Origin of the sequence: Acidiphilium sp. JA12-A1 (assembly GCF_000724705.2) — a bacterium.
Taxonomy (GTDB): domain Bacteria; phylum Pseudomonadota; class Alphaproteobacteria; order Acetobacterales; family Acetobacteraceae; genus Acidiphilium; species Acidiphilium multivorum.
In genome coordinates this window covers 88,254-104,670 of record NZ_JFHO01000062.1, presented here as the reverse complement: position 1 = coordinate 104,670, position 16,417 = coordinate 88,254, and the positions used below count along the sequence as shown (strand labels likewise).

Here is a 16,417-nt window from a genome sequence, read left to right as displayed (position 1 = left end):
ATTCTGGAAATCGTTCTCAGAAACTGAGCATGAAACTGGCTGTTTCCGCAAGGAAAAATCAGCAGGGCACTGAAAATTTTTCTGGAATATCCCAGAATTTTGTTGACATAAAAACATGAAAACGTTTTCAGTCCGGCGCGCAGCAAACGAGGAAGCCGTCAATGCCAGTCTCCACGCAGGATGATCTGCTCCGCCGCGACCGGGTCAGGCTCGGCGCCTCGCCCGCCTCGAAGGCAGCGGCGATCGAGGAGGCCGCGCAGTTGCTGATCGCGTCCGGCTGCGTCGAGCCGGGATATGCGCAGAGCATGTTGCGCCGTGAAGCGGTCGCCAACACGTTCCTTGGTCACGGTGTCGTCATTCCGCACGGGATGGGCGAGGACCGGCACATGGTCCGGCGCGACGGCATCGCGGTGGTGCAGGTACCGGGCGGTGTGGAATGGGGGACGGGGCAGATGGCATGGCTCATCGTCGCCATCGCTGCGCGGGGCGACGCGCATATCGCCATCCTGCGCCGCCTTACCGCGCTGATGCAGGACGGAGAAAAACTCGCCGCGCTGGCAGTCGCGGAGGACGTGGACGAGATCGTCGCCGCCCTCGCGGGCGAGGCACCGCGCGCCGCTCCGGCCGCGCCGGCGGCCGATCTGGCGCACCGGTTCGACTTCGTGGTGGACTATCCCGCCGGGCTCCACGCGCGGCCGGCGACTGCCTGGGTGGAGGCGGTGCGGCAGAGCGGCCTCAGAGTACAGGTGCGGCATGGCGACGAGGTGGCGGACGGGCGCAACCTGGTGGCGCTGCTGCAGCTTGGCCTGCGCGCCGGCGACCGTGTGGTGGTTTCCGCCGAGGGGGATGACGCCGCAGCCGGGCTGGCGCGGCTACGCGCGCGGATGGACAGCCTCACCGCGCAGGAAGTGGCGGATGCGGCGAAGGTGGCGGCGCGCGGCACGGACGCGACGCGGGGTTGGACGCCACCCGGCCCTCTCGCGGCAATCGAGGGTATCGGCGCCAGTCCGGGCATCGCCATCGGCCGGCTGCATGTCGTCGCCGGCGGCGCGGTGGAGATTGCCGATGTGCCGGTGTCGCTGGCCGAGGGCGGGGCGCGGCTGGAGGCGGCACTCGCGGCGACGCGCCAGCAGCTTGCCGCCCTGGTCGACGATACCGCCCGCCGGCTCGGCGCCGCGGATGCGGCGATTTTCCGCGCCCAGGCGGAACTGCTGAACGACGGCGACCTGATCACTCTGGCCTGCCAGCTGATGGTCGAGGGGCATGGCCCGGCTTGGGCGTGGAACCAGGCGATCGAGCGGATGGCGGCGAGCCTGTCGGCGCTGGGCAACCCGGTGCTGGCTGGGCGGGCCGCCGATCTGCGGGATGTCGGCCGGCGTGTGCTGGCCTTGCTTGATCCGTCGGCCGTGCCCGGCTCGCTGCGGGATCTGCCGGCGGCCCCGTGCATCGTCGTCGCCGAGGAACTGTCGCCCTCGGACACTGCGGGGCTCGATCTGACGCTTGTGGTCGGGCTGGCGACGGCGCAGGGCGGGCCAACCTCACACACCGCCATCCTCGCCCGCACGCTCGGCCTGCCGGCGCTGGTTGCCGGCGGCGGCGCGCTGCTGGCAGCAGCCTCCGGCCAGATGGCGATTCTCGATGGCGCGGCGGGGCGGCTTTATCTCGATCCGCCGGAGCCGGCGATTGCCTCGGCGATCGCCTGGCGCGAGGCGATGCGCGCCCGGCAGGCGGAGGCGGCGCAGCAGCGCGGCGCGCCGGCGGTGACGCGGGATGGGCACCGCATCGAGATTGCCGCCAATGTCAACCGGCCCGACCAGGTGCGGACAGCCCTCGAGGCCGGCGGCGAGGGCGTCGGGCTGATGCGCACCGAGTTCCTGTTCCTCGAACGCGGCGCGACGCCGGACGAGGACGAGCAGGAGGCGGTCTACCGCGCGATGATCGCGGCGTTGGAAGGACGGCCCCTGATCATCCGCGCGCTCGATATCGGCGGCGACAAGCAGGTGGCGCATCTCGGCCTGCCGCGCGAGGAGAACCCCTTTCTCGGCGTGCGCGGGGCGCGGCTGCTGCTGCGCCGGCCTGACCTTCTGGAGCCGCAGCTGCGGGCGATCTATCGCGCTGCGATGGCGGGCGGGGATGTGTCCGTCATGTTCCCGATGGTGACGTCGGCGAGCGAGATTGTCCGGCTTCGCGCCGCCTGTGAGCGGATCCGCGCCGAGCTTGGCGCGCCGGTGCTGCCGGTGGGGATCATGATCGAGGTGCCCGCGGCGGCGGTCGCGGCGGACCGGCTCGCCGCACAGTGCGATTTCCTTTCGATCGGCACCAACGACCTGACGCAGTACGCGCTCGCAATCGACCGGCAGAACCCCGCGCTCGCCGCCGAGGCGGACAGCCTGCATCCCGCCGTGCTGCGCCTGATCGCGCAGACGGTGGCGGGGGCGGCGAAGCACGGTCGCTGGGTCGGCGTGTGCGGCGGCATTGCAGGTGATCCGTTCGGTGCGGCGCTGCTCGCTGGACTCGGGGTGAACGAGCTGTCGATGACGCCGCGCGACATCGCTGCCGTCAAGGCGCGATTGCGGGGCTCGCGCTTCGACGAGCTGCGGGCGCTGGCGGCGCGCGCGCTCGATGCCGCGACGGCGGACGAGGTGCGCGCGCTGGATGCGGGAGCGCAGCGATGAGCCCGGTGATCACGCTGACGCTGAACCCGGCGATCGATGAGACGATCCTGCTCGACCGGCTGTCCCCCGGCACGGTCCACCGGGCGCGGTCGGTTGCCTTCCATGCCGGGGGCAAGGGCGTGAATGTCGCGAGCTGCCTGGCCGACTGGGGCGGGATTCCGGTCATCGCCGCCGGGCTGCTCGGCCGCGCCAACGAGGCGCCGTTCGCCCGGCTGTTCGCGTTGAAGGCGATCCGCGACGAATGCCTTCGCGTGCCGGGCGAGACGCGCACCAACGTCAAGCTCGCGCATGCAGGCGAGACCACCGACATCAACCTGCCGGGGCTTGAGGTGACGGCGGAGTCGGTGCGCGCGGTCAGGGAACGGCTGCTCGGTCTCGCGGCGCCGGGATCGGTCGTGCTTCTCGCCGGCAGCCTGCCGGCGGGGGTCGACGAGGGGCTTTACGCCGAGTTGACCGCTTCCCTCGCGGCGCGCGGCGCGCGCGTGCTGCTGGACAGTTCCGGCCCGCCACTCGCCCGCGCGCTGGCGGGCGGCACGCCGCCCTGGTGCATCAAGCCGAACCGCGCCGAGCTCGAGGCGCTGGCCGGGCGGCGCCTGCCGGATGCGGTAACGGTGCGCGATGCGGCGCGCGGGCTGCTCGGGCGAGGGGTGGCGCTGGTCGCTGTCTCGCTCGGTGCCGAGGGAGCGCTGTTCGTCACCGGCGAGGACTGCCTGCACGCGGCACTGCCGCCGATGCGGGCCGCCAGCACCGTCGGCGCCGGGGATGCGATGGTCGCCGGGATCATCGCCGGAATTCACGCGGGCGAGGGGATCGAAGGGATCGCCCGGCTGGGGACGGCCTTTGCCGCCGCCAAGCTGCGCGCACCGGGGGCGAACCTGCCGGAGCGCGCCGTGGTCGAGGCGCTGGCCGGCGCGGTGATCATTCAATACGAGGGAGTGAACGCAGCATGAGCGACATCGTCGCGATCATCGCCGGCGGGGAGGGCACCGTCACCCGCGTCCTCGCGGCCGAGGCGCTGCGCCGGGCGGCGCGGGAGGCGGGACACGATATCGAGATCGAGGTGCGGACCGGCGAGGGTGTGCTCGATCCGCTCGCCGCGAGCCGGATCGCTGTGGCAGGGGTAGCGATAGAGGTCGGCGGGAGTGAAGCGGGCGATCCGCGCTTCGCCGGAAAGGCAACGATCCGCGCGACGCTGGTCGACGTGCTGGCGGATGCCGCCGCCGTGCTCGGCCGCGCGGCGGGGACGACGCCGCCCGGCGGGCGGAGGATCGTCGCGATCACCTCCTGCCCGACCGGCATCGCCCATACGTTCATGGCGGCCGAGGGGCTGTTGCAGGCAGCGAAGGCGCTCGGCCACGAGATCCGCGTCGAGACCCAGGGGTCGGTCGGGGCGGGAACGCCATTGACGGAAGACGAGATCGCGGCGGCGGATATCGTTCTGATCGCCGCCGATCGGCAGGTCGATCTCGGGCGGTTCGGCGGCAAGCGCGTGTTCCAGAGCGGCACCAAGCCGGCGATCAACGACGGCAAGGCGCTGATCGCCCGCGCGCTGGACGAGGCGGAATTGCAGGGTGGCACGGCTCGGCCGGCGGCCCGCACCGGCGCGCGGAAGCCGAGGACCGGGCCCTACAAGCACCTGATGACGGGCGTGTCGTTCATGATTCCGTTCGTCACCGCGGGCGGGCTGCTGATCGCGCTGGCCTTCGCCTTCGGCGGCATTCATGCGACCGATGCCGCCCAGGCGCACAGTTTCGCCGGCGCCTTGTTCGAGATCGGTGCGAAATCGGCCTTCACGCTGTTCGTGCCGGTGCTCGGCGGTTACATCGCCTATTCGATCGCCGACCGTCCGGGCCTCGCGCCGGGGATGATTGGCGGGCTGCTCGCCTCGCTGACCGGGGCGGGGTTTCTTGGCGCGATCCTGGCCGGCTTCATCGGCGGCTATGCGACGCGCTGGCTGAACGAGATTCTGCGCCTGCCGCGCGGCCTGCAGGGGCTGAAACCGGTGCTGCTGCTGCCGGTGCTCGGCACGCTCTTCACCGGGCTGCTGATGATCTACGTCATCGGCCGTCCGGTGGCCGAATTGCTCCACCTGATGACGCATGTCCTGCGCTCGATGCAGGGATCGAGCGCGTTGGCGCTCGGCCTGCTTCTTGGCGCGATGATGGCGTTCGACATGGGCGGGCCCGTGAACAAGGCGGCCTATACGTTCTCGGTCGGCCTGCTGTCGGCGCAGGTCTACACGCCGATGGCCGCGGTGATGGCGGCGGGGATGACGCCGCCGCTCGGCATCGCGCTGGCGACCCGGCTGTTCGCCAGCCGGTTCAACACGCTCGAACGTGAGTCGGGACTGTCGACCGGCGTGCTGGGCCTTTCCTTCATCACCGAGGGGGCGATCCCCTACGCGGCCGAGGATCCGTTCCGGGTCATTCCCTGCACCATGACCGGATCGGCGATCGCCGGGGCGATTTCCATGGTGGCCGATGTGAAGCTCCGCGTGCCGCATGGCGGGGTATTCGTGCTGCCGATCCCGAACGCGGTGACGCATCTCGGGCTCTATGTGGTCGCCATCGTCGCCGGATCGATGGTGACGGCGGTGATGCTCGGGCTGGTCAAGAAGCCGGCGGGCGAGGCCGACGGGTAAGCCGCGCGGGATTGCCGCATGCGGCAGCGCGGGGTAGGCATGGCGCTGCCCGCCGAAGACAGGACCGCCCATGCCCGATACGACACCGCCGCTTCCCGGCATCGACCAGCTTCGCGCCCTCATGGAGTCGGACGTCACGCTCGCGATGGGGCGGACGCTCGGGTTCCACCTGGTCGAGATCGGCGAGGGGCGGGTGGTGTTCGAGGGCACGCCGGGGCGCGAGGTATATAATCCGCTCGGCACGGTGCATGGCGGCTATGCCGCGACGTTGCTCGACTCCGCCTGCGGCTGCGCGGTCCATACCATGCTCACCGCCGAGCAGGCCTATTCGACGCTGGAACTCAAGGTGTCCTACCACCGCGCGATGACGGCGGAGACCGGCACGGTGCGGGCGGTCGGCACGGTGATCTCGCTCGGCCGCCGCGCTGGCTTCTCGGAGGCGAGACTGACCGATGCGAGCGGCCGGCTGTACGCCTCGGCCACCTCGACCCTCATCATCATGCAGCGCTGAGGAGCAGCATCATGCGCATTCTCGTTGTCGGCGCCGGAAGCATCGGCGGATATTTCGGCGGGCGGCTGATCGAGGCGGGGGCGGATGTGACGTTTCTCGTCCGCCCGGCGCGGGCCGCGGCGCTGGCGGAGACCGGCCTCGCGATCCGCAGCGCGAAGGGAGATTTCCACGAACCGGCGCCGAAGCTCGTCACCGCCGACCGGCTGGGACCCGCGTTCGACCTCGTGCTGCTGAGCTGCAAGGCCTATGACCTCAAGGAGGCGGTGGCCGCGCTCGCGCCGGCGGTGAGCCAGCGGACGCTGATCCTGCCCCTGCTCAACGGCATGCGGCACCTCGATGTACTGGACGCGCGGTTCGGCGCCGAATCCGTGCTCGGCGGGCAATGCGTGATTTCCTCGGTGCTGGATGCCGCCGGCCGCGTGCTGCACCTGAACGACGCCCATATGCTGACCTTCGGGCCGCGGTCCGCCGGGCAGGAGGCGCGGGCGCGGGCGATCGCCGAGCTGTTCGGCCGGGCGGCCTTCACCACCCGGCTGAGCGACGCGATTATGCAGGACATGTGGGAGAAATGGGTGTTCATTGCCTCGCTCGCCGGCATCACCTGCCTGATGCGCGCCTCGGTCGGCGCCATCGTCGCGGCGGGCGGCGCCGGGATCGCGCTGGACCTGGCCGCCGAATGCGCCGGCATTGCCGCGCGCCACGGGTTCGAACTGCGGCCGGCCGCCGCGGCGCGGCTGAAGGAATGGCTGGCGACAGCGGGATCGCCGATGACCGCCTCGATGCTGCGGGACATGGAGCAGGGCGGGCGGATCGAGGGCGAGCACATCATCGGCGACCTGCTGCGGCGGGGCGAGACGGCGTCGTGCCCGTTGCTGGCGGTCGCCAACACCCATCTGCGCGCCTACGAGATTCGCCGCGCCGGCGCCTGACGGATAGCCCGGCTTGCGGCCGGGCGGGCGTGGACGCCGAACGAATCTGCATCGTCGAGATCGGTGAGCGGGCGCAGCAGGGCGACTCGGTGGCGGGGAAAGTTGCGCAGCGTGTCTGCCAGGGCGTGCGGCGAGGACCAGCGAACGTCGCGGAACAGCGCGGCGGGACGCCGTCCGGCGAGTCCGATCAGCCAGTAGCCGCCATCGGTCGCCGGGCCGAACACGGCCTGCGCGCCGCGGAGCCGGCGCAGCGCGCTCCGCAGGTCGGCGGCGGTGATGCCCGGAATGTCGCTGCCGATGATGATGACGGGCCGGCGCGGGTGGCGGCGGAACACGCGCAGCATCCGCGCGCCGAGATCACCCCGTCCCTGCCCGGTGCGAATGAAGCCGGGGGCGGCGAGGCGCGCGTGGTGGTCCGGGGTGACGGCGAGATGGCGGACGACACCGCGAAGACGCCGCATTTCGCGCAGCAGGCCGGACAGCATGATTCGCGACAGGCGCCAGGCCGCGCGGTCCCCCACCGTGCGGGCGAGCCGCCGCTTGCCGACGCCGAGGCGGGGGATGCGGCTGAAAACGACGATGACGGGGAGGCTCACCCGCGTCGCCATCGGTGGAACCGCTCGAGGATCGCAAGCCCGCGCGCCGAGGCATGCGCCTGCCGCCACTGCCCGGCGACGGCGCGAATCGCCTCCGAACGGGTGGGATAGGGGAAGATCGTGCCCATCAGCTTCTTCAGCCCGAGCCCGTGCTGCATCGCGAGGGTGAAGCCCGTGAGCAGTTCGCCGGCCTGGGGGCCGACGATGGTCGCGCCGAGGATGCGGTCGCTGCCCTTCCTTGTCAGCACGGTGACGAAGCCTTCGGTATCGCCCTCGGCGATGGCGCGGTCGAGCTCGGCGAAATCGTAGCGGGTGATCTCGGCTTCGATGCCCCGCGCCGCCGCCTCGCGCGCGTTCAGCCCGACGCGGGCGATCTCCGGGCTGGTATAGGTCACCGCCGGCACCGCCCGGTAGCTCGGGCGAAACCGCCAGAACGGGGCAAACAGCGCGCCCAGCGCGGCATATCCGCCCTGATACCCGGCCATATGGGTGAACTGGTAGGGCCCGGCGACGTCGCCGCAGGCAAAGATGTTGGGATAGAGCGTGCGCAGCCCGTCATCGGTCTCGATCGTCCTCGCCGGGGTGAGCGGAATGCCGAGTGCCTCCAGCCCGTAGCCGCTCACCCGCGGGCGGCGACCGATGGCAACCAGCAGCCGGTCGAACGGCAGCTCGATGGTCTGGACCCCGCTGGCCGCGACGAGCGCGAACCCCGCCTCCGTGCGCGTCACCGCCTCGGCCCTGTCGCCGGTGCGGATCGCGACGCCATCGCGCGCCAGCGCCGCCGCCATTGCCGCCGAAACCTCGTCGTCCTCGCGCACCAGCAGCCGCTCCGCCATCTCCACCAGCGTCACCGCGCTGCCGAGGCGGGCAAAGGCCTGCGCCATCTCGCAGCCGATCGGCCCGCCGCCGAGAATGACGAGCCGCCGCGGTAGGTCCTCGATATCCCACAGCGTCTCCGAAGTGGCATAGGGCGCCTCGGCAAGGCCGGGAATGGGCGGCACGAAGGGTTCTGCTCCGGCCGCAATCACGATGGCGCGTGTCGTGATCGGCACCCCGTCGACGGCGACGCACCAGGGCGATTCGATCACGGCCCGTCCCCGCCTGACCTCGACGCCGAGCCCCTCGTAGCGGGCGACCGAATCATGCGGCGCGATCCCCGCGATCGCGGCGCGGACATCGGCGATCGCGGCGCGAAAATCCTTGCCCGCGCGCGCGGCGTGGAGCAGCGCCTTGGACGGCACGCAGCCGGAATTGAGGCAGTCCCCGCCCATCTCGCCGGCCTCGACCAGCGTCACCTTTGCCTTCACCGCGCTGGCGACATAGGCGGCGACGAGCCCGCCGGCGCCGGCGCCGATCACCACGAGGTTGCGGTCGAACCGCTTCGGCCGGCGAAACCGCGCATAGAGCCTGCGGGTGGCGAGCGCGTCGCGCAGGCGCGGGGCCGCGGGCGGCAGGGCGGCGAGCAGCAGCAGGCCGATGACGAGGCGCTGCGTGAGGATCGGACCGTGCCCGCCCAGTGTCGCGAGCGAGGCGCCGGCATTCACATAGATCAATGTCGCCGGCAGCATGCCGATCTGGCTCGCGAGGTAGAAGCTGCGCAGCCGCAGGCTTGTCAGCCCCGCAAGCAGGTTGACCGCGAAGAACGGCACCACCGGCGCCAGCCTGAGCGAGACGAGATAGAACGCCCCGTCGCGGGCAATGCCCCGCTCGATCCGCTCGAACAGCGCGGGGAAGCGGGCGAGGGCGAAATCCCGCAGCAGGAAGCGGGCGGCGAGAAACGCAAGACTCGCGCCGATCGACGAGGCGAAGGAGACCAGCACCGCCCCCTCCGCCACGCCGAACAACGCGCCGGCGCCGAGCGTCAGCACCGCCGCCCCCGGCACCGAGAGCGAAGTCGCCGCCACGTAGAGCCCGAAATAGAGGAGGAACCCGGCGAGCGGATGCGCCGCCACCATGCCGCGCAGCCCGGCGAGATCGCCCTCCAGCCGTGCGATGCCCAGTCCCTGGCGCTGCAACGCCACCACCAATGCGACCAGCGCCAGCGCCAGTGCTGCGAAGCCGAGCGCCCGCGCAGTGCCCCGCCGCCCCGCGCGACCGACCGTCGTCGTGCTCATGTCCGTCTTACCTCGCACTCATGCAGGAGGATGCGCCAAACACGCAGAACCGCGCGCAATGCGGATGATCGAGCGTGACCGCCCGCGATGCGTCCTCCAGCGTGGCGCCGAGATCGAAGCGCGCTTCATAGGGCAGCAGCGTGCAGGCGACGATGGAGAGCGCCTCCGCCCCCTTGCGCTGCACCACCATGCGCGCGGTGCGGCACATCGCATCCGCCCCGCGCGGCCGCAGCGCCGCCCAGGCGGAAGCGCTCACGCCCGCCGCCGCCGCCGGCACGTCCATCTCCGGGAACAGCACGAGATGTTCGGGGTCGAACGCGTCGATCTCCCAGCCTTGCGCCGCGAACAGCCGGGCGAACCCCGCCCGCGTCGCCGCCTCGTCCTCCACCGCCGGGTCGAACCGTGCCGCGATCGAGGGCTGGAACCCGGAAGCGAACAGCGCGCCGATCCCCTCCAGCGCCGGCCCCCAGGCGCGTTCGCCGCGCAGCGCCGCGTGGCCGGCCTCGGTATGATGATCGAGCGAGACGCGCAGATGCAAATCCCGCCCCCGCCACCCCGCGATCGCCGCAATGTGGTGGCGCATCGGCGTCATCGCGTTGGTCAGCACCAGCACCCGATAGCCGCGGTCGAGTGCCATGCCGATCAGCGCCTCGATATCCGGGTTCATGAACGGCTCGCCGCCGGTCAACCCGATCTCGCGCAGCTCGGGATGACGGTCCGCCGCCTCGTCCAGCACCCGGCGAAACCCGTCGAGCCGCAGCCAGGCGAGGCGGTCATTGCGCGGCGAGCTTTCGATGTAGCAGCCCTCGCAGGCGAGGTTGCAGAGCGTGCCGGTGTTGAACCAGAGCGTCTCCAGCGCGTCCAGCGCGACCGTGGCATCCGCTGCCGGCGCGCATTCCAGCCGCGTCGCCGTCGCCGCCCGCTCGGCATGCGGCAGGATGTCGAGATTGGGCCAGATCCCGCTCTCCAGCGTGTCGGCATACTCCTCCGGCAGCTTGGCCCGACGCATCGCCGCCGCCGCCGCGTGATGATCGTAGTCGAGCGGATGCAGCACGATCTCCAGCCCGGCGTCGGTGGGGGTAATGATCGAATACCAGCAGCGCGGCGTGCCGTCATTCGCCGGCATGCCGATCGCCCCGGCATTGTGCCAGACCAGATCGCCGATCCGCCGGGTGAAGCCGATGCCGCAATGCCCAGCGATCACCCCGTCGCAGCCGGTGATGCCGATTTCCCCGGCCATCACGAGATCGGGGTCGGAGGCGAAGAGGAAGCGGTTGATCCGGCTCGGCGCGCCATGCACCACCGCCAGACGCCGCCCGCCGATCACGAGGTCGATCCGCCGGGGCAGGGCGGCCATCCAGCGCCGCGTCGCGTCGTCGATCCGCGCATCGGCATAGGCGAACCAGGCGGCGGCGAGCCGGTCACAGGACGAGCCCTCGGTAAAGCCGCAGCCGCAATCGGCAGCCCCCGCGCCGAGCTGCTCCTCGCAATTGCCCATCACCGTCGCGATCCCGTGGTCGCGGATCAGCGCGGCGCAGGCCTGCGGATCGGCGCCATAGGCGACGACGTCGCCGGTGCAGATCATCCGCTCCGGCGGAATCCCGTGCGCCTTTGCCGCCTCCAGCAGCGCCCGCGTCGCCTGCAGATTGCTGTAGCAGCCGCCAAACACCAGCACCGGCCCATCCGCCTCGATCACCGGTACGGTCTCTGGCCCAATCGCCGGCGCGCTTCCCGCCATGTCGAGCATTGCCCGCCCCCTACACGCCGCGCGCCGATGCGGCGCTGAGCTGCTCAAGGGCGAGCCCCCGCGCCTCGATCCCCCCGCGCAGCCGCCAGATCAGGATGGCAACCGCCCCCAGCGCCCAGAAGCCAGCGAGCATGACGAGTGCCGCCGGCATCGAGCGCGCGCCGACATAGCCGACCAGGAAGGGCGAGAGCGCCGCGCCCACCCGCCCCACCGCGACCGAGGCGCCGATCCCCGTCGCCCGCAGCGCGGTCGGGAACAGTTCCGAGAAGGTCGGATAGGCGGCGATCCAGCTTCCCGTCGCCAGCAGGTTCACCAGCGCGAAGCCGAGCATGATCGGCCCGGCACCGAGCCCGGTCACCAGGGCGAACAGCACGAGGCCGAGTGCGGTGGCAAGATAGAACCCGCCGACCGTCCAGCTCCGCCCGATCCGGTCGAGCAGCGACGCCGCGGCGAGCCCGCCCACGGCGGCGCCGACACTGCCGGCGAGGTAGAACAGTGGCAGCCGGTCCGCCGGCAGATGCAGCACCGGCAGCACCACGATCGGCAGGAAGGCGAACAACCCGTAATATCCCGCGGCTTCGGCGAAATCGAGCGCCGCCCCCAGCAGCAACCGGCCCGGATATTGCCGCACCAGCCGGCCGAACTGCCCCGCCTCGCGGCGGATCCGGTGCACGACCGGCACCGCGGACGCCGGCGGCAGCGTCGTCAGCCCCGCCTCGATCCCGGCGACGATGGCGCGCGCATCCTCCGCCCGGTCGGCATCGATCAGCCAGCGCGGGCTCTCGGGCAGATGCCGGCGGAACCATGCCGCCGAAAGGGCGACCACGCCGCCCAGGCCAAACACAACCCGCCAGCCCAGATCCGGCGGCAGGGAAGACAGCACCAGCCAGGCCAGCAAGGCGGCGATGAAACTGCCCAGCGGCCAGAAATTCAGCACGATCGCCGCCGCCCGCCCGCGCGAGCGGCTCGGCACCAGCTCGGCGATCGCTGCGTTGATCGCCGAATATTCCGCGCCGACGCCGATGCCGCCGAGCAGCCGCAGCACCAGCAGGGCGGCGAGATTGGGCGCGAAGGCGGTGGCCAGCGTCGCCACGCCATACAAAACGAGGCTGGCCAGAAACACACGCCGCCGCCCAAGGCGGTCGGACAGCGCGCCAAACCCCGCCGCCCCGATCATCAGCCCGACGAACCATGCCGCGAGAATCACCGACATCGCGTTGCTGCCGAGCCCGAAATGCTGCCGCAACGCCCCCAGCACATTGCCGATCAGCGTCACCTCGAACGCATCCAGCGCCCAGCCGAGGCCGAACAGCAGCACCGCCGTCGTGTGGAAACGGTTCCAGCTCAGCTCCGACAGCGTGTGCAGGAGATGACTGTCCGAGGGAGGGGCGGAAGGGCGCCTGGTCATGAACGATCCTCTGTGCTGACGGGTTCCGGCATCGAGATATCCCGCTTCCGGAGGACGGAATGCCTTCCGGTAAGGTGCCTTACGTCCGCCAGAACACAATGGTTACAGCCTCACGCCTTCATTCTGCCATCCGGCCCTCGGGCCGATGGGCGGAGGGATCGATTCGTAAAATATAAAGATCAATTTGTTGCCTCCCGGAAGGGGCGGGACTAAGGTCTGGCCCGCTTGCCGGGGGATCCGACTGCCGACTTCAGTCCGTTCGTCAACCGGACCGGCGGGGCCGCGGATGGCCCTTGACGCGCCAATGACAGGAGCGCCCATGACATTCGACCGCGATACCTTCCGTGCCCGGCTTGCGGGCATTTCAGGGATTCTGGCCACGCCCTTCGACGGAAATGACCGTCTCGACACCGCCCGGCTCAGGCCGGTGGTGGAACGGGTGGTGGCCGCCGGGGTGCATATCCTCACCGCAAACGGAAATACCGGCGAATTCTACGCGCTAACGACCGATGAGGCCGAGCGCGCGGTGCATGCGGCGGCGGAACTGGTCGCCGGCCGGGTGCCGCTGATCGCGGGCATCGGGCGATCGATCGGCGACGCGCTGGCGCTGACCCGCGCTTCCCGCGCCGCCGGTGCCTCGGCGCTGATGGTTCACCAGCCGCCCGATCCGTTCGTCGCGCCGCGCGGCGTGGTCGAGTATGTGCGCCGGGTTGCCGAGGCCGGGCAGGGGCTGCCGGTGGTGATCTATCTGCGCAATGACGGGATCGGCCTAGATGCGATCGGCGATCTCTGCGCCATCCCCGAGGTCGTCGGCGTGAAATGGGCGACGCCGGCGCCGATGCGCCTGGCCGCGGCGATGAAGCGGGCCGATCCGGCGCTGGTCTGGGTCGGCGGACTAGCGGAGACCTGGGCACCCGCGTTCTACGCGGTCGGCGCGCGGGGCTTCACCTCGGGGCTGATCAATGTCTGGCCGGCGCATTCGCTTGCCATTCATGCCGCGCTGGAAGATGGCGACTATGCGAAGGCGCGCGCGCTAATCGAGGTGATGGAGCCGTTCGAGGCGCTGCGCGCCGAGGAGGGCAACGGCACCAACGTGTCGGTAGTCAAGGCGGCGCTGGCGCTGATGGGTGAGGATTGCGGGGCGGTGCGCCCGCCGGGCGCCTGGCCGCTTGCCGAGCGGCAGCAGGCGGAACTGCATCGGAATCTTGTGACCTGGGGTTTGCTGAAGGAGCACGCGGCATGACAGCGGAAATCGATATTGCGGAAGGGATCACCCTTCTCGGCGCGGGCCTCGTGAAGACGGGGGGTGTCGCGTTTCACGGCAGGACGGCGGCGACCGGCGAGCCACGCGCGCCCGGTTTCGGCGAGGCTGGCGCTGCCGAGGTGGCACTGGCCTGCGCGCGGGCCGAAGCGGCGTCGGTCGCGTTCGCGGACAGCACACCGGAGGCCCGCGCCGCCTTTCTCGAGGCGGCTGCGGCCAACATCATGGCGCTGGGCGACCGGCTGGTGGAGGCGGCCTGTGCCGAAAGCGGGCTGCCGCGCGGGCGGATCGAGGGGGAGCGTGGCCGCACCTGCGGGCAGTTGCGGATGTTCGCCGGCGTGCTGCGCGCCGGGCGCTTCGCCGACCTGCGGATCGATACCGCGCAGCCGGCGCGCCAGCCCCTGCCGCGGCCGGATCTGCGGCTGCGGAACATTCCGCTCGGCCCGGTCGCGGTGTTCGGGGCCAGCAATTTCCCGCTGGCGTTCTCCGTGGCTGGCGGGGATACGGCATCTGCCCTCGCGGCGGGATGCCCGGTGGTGGTGAAGGCGCATCCGGCGCATCCGCTGACCTCGGCGCTGGTGGGGCATGCTGTGGCGGACGCCGTCGCGTCCTGCGGATTGCCGGAGGGCGTGTTCACGGTGCTGTTCGGCGCGGGCAACGAGCTTGGCGGGGCGCTTGTAGCCGATCCACGCATCAAGGCGGTCGGGTTCACCGGCTCGCGCGGCGGCGGGCTCGCTCTCGCGGCGATCGCAGCGCGGCGGAAGGAACCGATTCCGGTGTACGCCGAGATGAGCAGCATCAATCCCGTCCTGCTCATGCCTGGCGCGCTGGCACGGCGCGGTGCAGGGCTCGGCACCGCTTTCGTGGGGTCGCTCACGCTCGGTGCCGGCCAGTTCTGCACCAATCCTGGCCTGCTGCTCGCCATCGAGGGCGAGGGATTGCAGGCCTTTCTCGACGCGGCACGCGCGGGTCTTGCGGCGGCGGCGGCGCAGACCATGCTCACATGCGCCATTCGCAGTGCCTGTGAACGGGGGATCGAGGCGAGGGCCGCTGAGCGCGGCGTGGAAGAGGTGGCGCGCGGGCCGGGCGGGGCGCTGTTCGCCACGGATGCCGCGACATTCCTGGCTACACCCTCGCTCGCCGAGGAGATCTTCGGCGCAGCCGGGATACTCGTCCGCTGCCGCGACGCGGCCGAGCTGCGGCAGGTCATCGTCGGTCTCGAAGGGCAGCTGACCGCGACGCTGCATCTCGAACCCGAGGATCATGCCGCGGCGCGCGACCTGCTGCCGCTGCTGGAGCGCAAGGCCGGGCGCATCCTGGCCAATGGATGGCCGACCGGCGTCGAGGTCTGCGAGGCCATGGTGCATGGCGGACCGTTCCCGGCGACGACCGATTCGCGGACGACATCGGTGGGCTCCAAGGCGATCGAGCGGTTCCTGCGCCCGGTCTGCTACCAGGACCTGCCGGCGGACCTGCTGCCGACGGCGCTGGCGGACGGCAATCCGCTCGCCATGCCGCGGCTTGTCGACGGCGTGATGCGGGATTGAGGCATACCTACCGTCCGCCGGGCCGCGGTCAGCGGCCCGTGCGGGCGCGCCAGGCGGCGAAACGGGTTTCGGTTTCCGGATCGGTCGGCGGATAGAGGCCGAGGATCGTCGCGCCGGCCTTCACCTGCTCGGTCACGAAATCCTCGAAGACCGTCATCTCCGTAGCCTCGTCGGCGAGTTCGTCGGCGAGGTGGGCGGGAATCACGATGGCGCCGTCGGCGTCGCCCACGATCACGTCGCCAGGGAAGACCGGCGCGTCGCCGCAGCTGATCGGGTCGTTGATGGCGATGGCCTGGTGCAGGGTGAGATTGGTCGGCGCGCTGGGACGCACGTGATAGGCAGGGAAGCCGAGCGCGGCGATTTCGGCGCTGTCGCGAAAGCCGCCATCGGTGACGATGCCGGCAGCGCCCCGCTGCATCAGCCTGGTGACGAGAATGCCGCCGGCCGAGGCGGCGCGGGCATCCTTGCGGCTGTCGATCACCATCACCGCGCCGGGCGGGCAGGTCTCGATCGCCTGGCGCTGCTTGTGATCGCGATCGCGGAAGACGGTGATCGGGTTGAGGTCTTCGCGCGCTGGAATGTAGCGCAGGGTAAAGGCCTCTCCGACCATGCTCCGTTCCGGCGGGCTCAGCGGCAGCGCGCCCTGGATGAACTGCTGGCGCAGGCCGCGCTTGTAAAGCGCGGTGGCCAGGGTCGCCGTGCTGACACGGGTGAGTTTTTCGCGCGTATCCGGCTTGAGCATCGGTTCCTCGCTGCCGGCCGGAAGGTGCAGGTTTCCCGGCCCATGTTGCTGGACGACAGCGCCGGCTGGCGGGATTGCCGCCCGCGTGTCGTGGTGGTGGGTGCATAAGACAGTCCGGGATTGACCATGCATGGCGCTGTCGGGTCAATGCGCCGACCGGGAGACCTGATGCGACCATGGCGCGGGCTGCGGTCGATCGTTCGCACTGCCGATCAACGGCAATTGACTCATCTCAATGCCGTGATC

Annotated in this window: 12 protein-coding genes; 7 read left to right on the top strand and 5 right to left on the bottom strand. The window is 70.9% G+C overall.

Translation table 11 applies throughout. The features are described from left to right. The first annotated feature begins 161 nt into the window (after positions 1 to 161). The 5 genes from ptsP to panE all read left to right on the top strand — a co-directional run bounded on the left by ptsP (position 162) and on the right by panE (position 6,756). Positions 162 to 2,675, top strand: coding sequence for a phosphoenolpyruvate--protein phosphotransferase (gene ptsP, locus RT91_RS12250; RefSeq protein ID WP_035187501.1), 2,514 nt, complete (start codon positions 162 to 164; stop codon positions 2,673 to 2,675). Next, a complete protein-coding gene (gene pfkB, locus RT91_RS12245; RefSeq protein ID WP_013639243.1) occupies positions 2,672 to 3,625 on the top strand; it encodes a 1-phosphofructokinase in 954 nt (317 codons plus the stop codon). The genes ptsP and pfkB overlap by 4 nt, the downstream gene beginning before the upstream one ends. Beyond that, entirely contained in the window at positions 3,622 to 5,316 is a 1,695-nt protein-coding gene (locus RT91_RS12240) for a PTS fructose transporter subunit IIC (RefSeq protein ID WP_035187500.1), read from the top strand. Before pfkB ends, RT91_RS12240 begins: the two co-directional genes overlap by 4 nt. A 70-nt stretch (positions 5,317 to 5,386) precedes the next feature. Further along, positions 5,387 to 5,827: a PaaI family thioesterase gene (locus RT91_RS12235; protein WP_007422228.1), complete on the top strand. Its 441-nt coding sequence runs from the start codon at positions 5,387 to 5,389 to the stop codon at positions 5,825 to 5,827. Between the two features lie 11 nt (positions 5,828 to 5,838). After that, positions 5,839 to 6,756 (top strand): 2-dehydropantoate 2-reductase, encoded by a 918-nt coding sequence (panE, locus tag RT91_RS12230; protein ID WP_035187498.1) that lies wholly within the window; start codon positions 5,839 to 5,841, stop codon positions 6,754 to 6,756. Here panE and RT91_RS12225 read toward each other — a convergent pair. The 4 genes from RT91_RS12225 to RT91_RS12210 are packed head-to-tail and all read right to left on the bottom strand — an operon-like array spanning position 6,729 to position 12,621. Continuing rightward, on the bottom strand, positions 6,729 to 7,352 hold the full coding sequence (locus tag RT91_RS12225) for a TIGR04282 family arsenosugar biosynthesis glycosyltransferase (protein ID WP_240314280.1): 624 nt from the start codon (positions 7,350 to 7,352) through the stop codon (positions 6,729 to 6,731). The two genes, panE and RT91_RS12225, sit on opposite strands and share 28 nt — an antisense overlap. Further along, entirely contained in the window at positions 7,349 to 9,466 is a 2,118-nt protein-coding gene (locus RT91_RS12220; RefSeq protein ID WP_035187494.1) for an FAD-dependent oxidoreductase, read from the bottom strand. Before RT91_RS12220 ends, RT91_RS12225 begins: the two co-directional genes overlap by 4 nt. Positions 9,467 to 9,473: 7 nt before the next feature. After that, the gene (locus RT91_RS12215) at positions 9,474 to 11,213 is read right to left on the bottom strand and encodes a radical SAM protein (RefSeq protein WP_035187492.1); all 1,740 of its coding nucleotides are present in this window, start codon (positions 11,211 to 11,213) and stop codon (positions 9,474 to 9,476) included. Positions 11,214 to 11,223: 10 nt separating this feature from the next. Continuing rightward, a complete protein-coding gene (locus RT91_RS12210; protein ID WP_011941342.1) occupies positions 11,224 to 12,621 on the bottom strand; it encodes an MFS transporter in 1,398 nt (465 codons plus the stop codon). Positions 12,622 to 12,940: 319 nt separating this feature from the next. Here RT91_RS12210 and RT91_RS12205 point away from each other — a divergent pair, with 319 nt between their 5' ends. Both RT91_RS12205 and RT91_RS12200 read left to right on the top strand, forming a co-directional pair. Further along, positions 12,941 to 13,864 carry a dihydrodipicolinate synthase family protein gene (locus RT91_RS12205; RefSeq protein WP_035187491.1) on the top strand — a complete coding sequence of 308 codons (924 nt, stop codon included), beginning with the start codon at positions 12,941 to 12,943 and terminating at the stop codon, positions 13,862 to 13,864. After that, positions 13,861 to 15,429 carry an aldehyde dehydrogenase (NADP(+)) gene (locus tag RT91_RS12200; protein WP_035187489.1) on the top strand — a complete coding sequence of 523 codons (1,569 nt, stop codon included), beginning with the start codon at positions 13,861 to 13,863 and terminating at the stop codon, positions 15,427 to 15,429. Before RT91_RS12205 ends, RT91_RS12200 begins: the two co-directional genes overlap by 4 nt. Positions 15,430 to 15,457: 28 nt before the next feature. Here RT91_RS12200 and RT91_RS12195 read toward each other — a convergent pair whose 3' ends face one another. Next, positions 15,458 to 16,171, bottom strand: coding sequence for a ribonuclease activity regulator RraA (locus RT91_RS12195; protein WP_011941345.1), 714 nt, complete (start codon positions 16,169 to 16,171; stop codon positions 15,458 to 15,460). Positions 16,172 to 16,417: the final 246 nt, after the last annotated feature.

Coding starts and splice junctions, on each gene's coding strand:
- ptsP (WP_035187501.1), top strand. CDS start 162: ATGCCAGTCTCCACGCAGGATGATCTGCTCCGCCGCGACCGGGTCAGG.
- pfkB (WP_013639243.1), top strand. CDS start 2,672: ATGAGCCCGGTGATCACGCTGACGCTGAACCCGGCGATCGATGAGACG.
- RT91_RS12240 (WP_035187500.1), top strand. CDS start 3,622: ATGAGCGACATCGTCGCGATCATCGCCGGCGGGGAGGGCACCGTCACC.
- RT91_RS12235 (WP_007422228.1), top strand. CDS start 5,387: ATGCCCGATACGACACCGCCGCTTCCCGGCATCGACCAGCTTCGCGCC.
- panE (WP_035187498.1), top strand. CDS start 5,839: ATGCGCATTCTCGTTGTCGGCGCCGGAAGCATCGGCGGATATTTCGGC.
- RT91_RS12220 (WP_035187494.1), bottom strand. CDS start 9,466: ATGAGCACGACGACGGTCGGTCGCGCGGGGCGGCGGGGCACTGCGCGG.
- RT91_RS12215 (WP_035187492.1), bottom strand. CDS start 11,213: ATGCTCGACATGGCGGGAAGCGCGCCGGCGATTGGGCCAGAGACCGTA.
- RT91_RS12210 (WP_011941342.1), bottom strand. CDS start 12,621: ATGACCAGGCGCCCTTCCGCCCCTCCCTCGGACAGTCATCTCCTGCAC.
- RT91_RS12205 (WP_035187491.1), top strand. CDS start 12,941: ATGACATTCGACCGCGATACCTTCCGTGCCCGGCTTGCGGGCATTTCA.
- RT91_RS12200 (WP_035187489.1), top strand. CDS start 13,861: ATGACAGCGGAAATCGATATTGCGGAAGGGATCACCCTTCTCGGCGCG.
- RT91_RS12195 (WP_011941345.1), bottom strand. CDS start 16,171: ATGCTCAAGCCGGATACGCGCGAAAAACTCACCCGTGTCAGCACGGCG.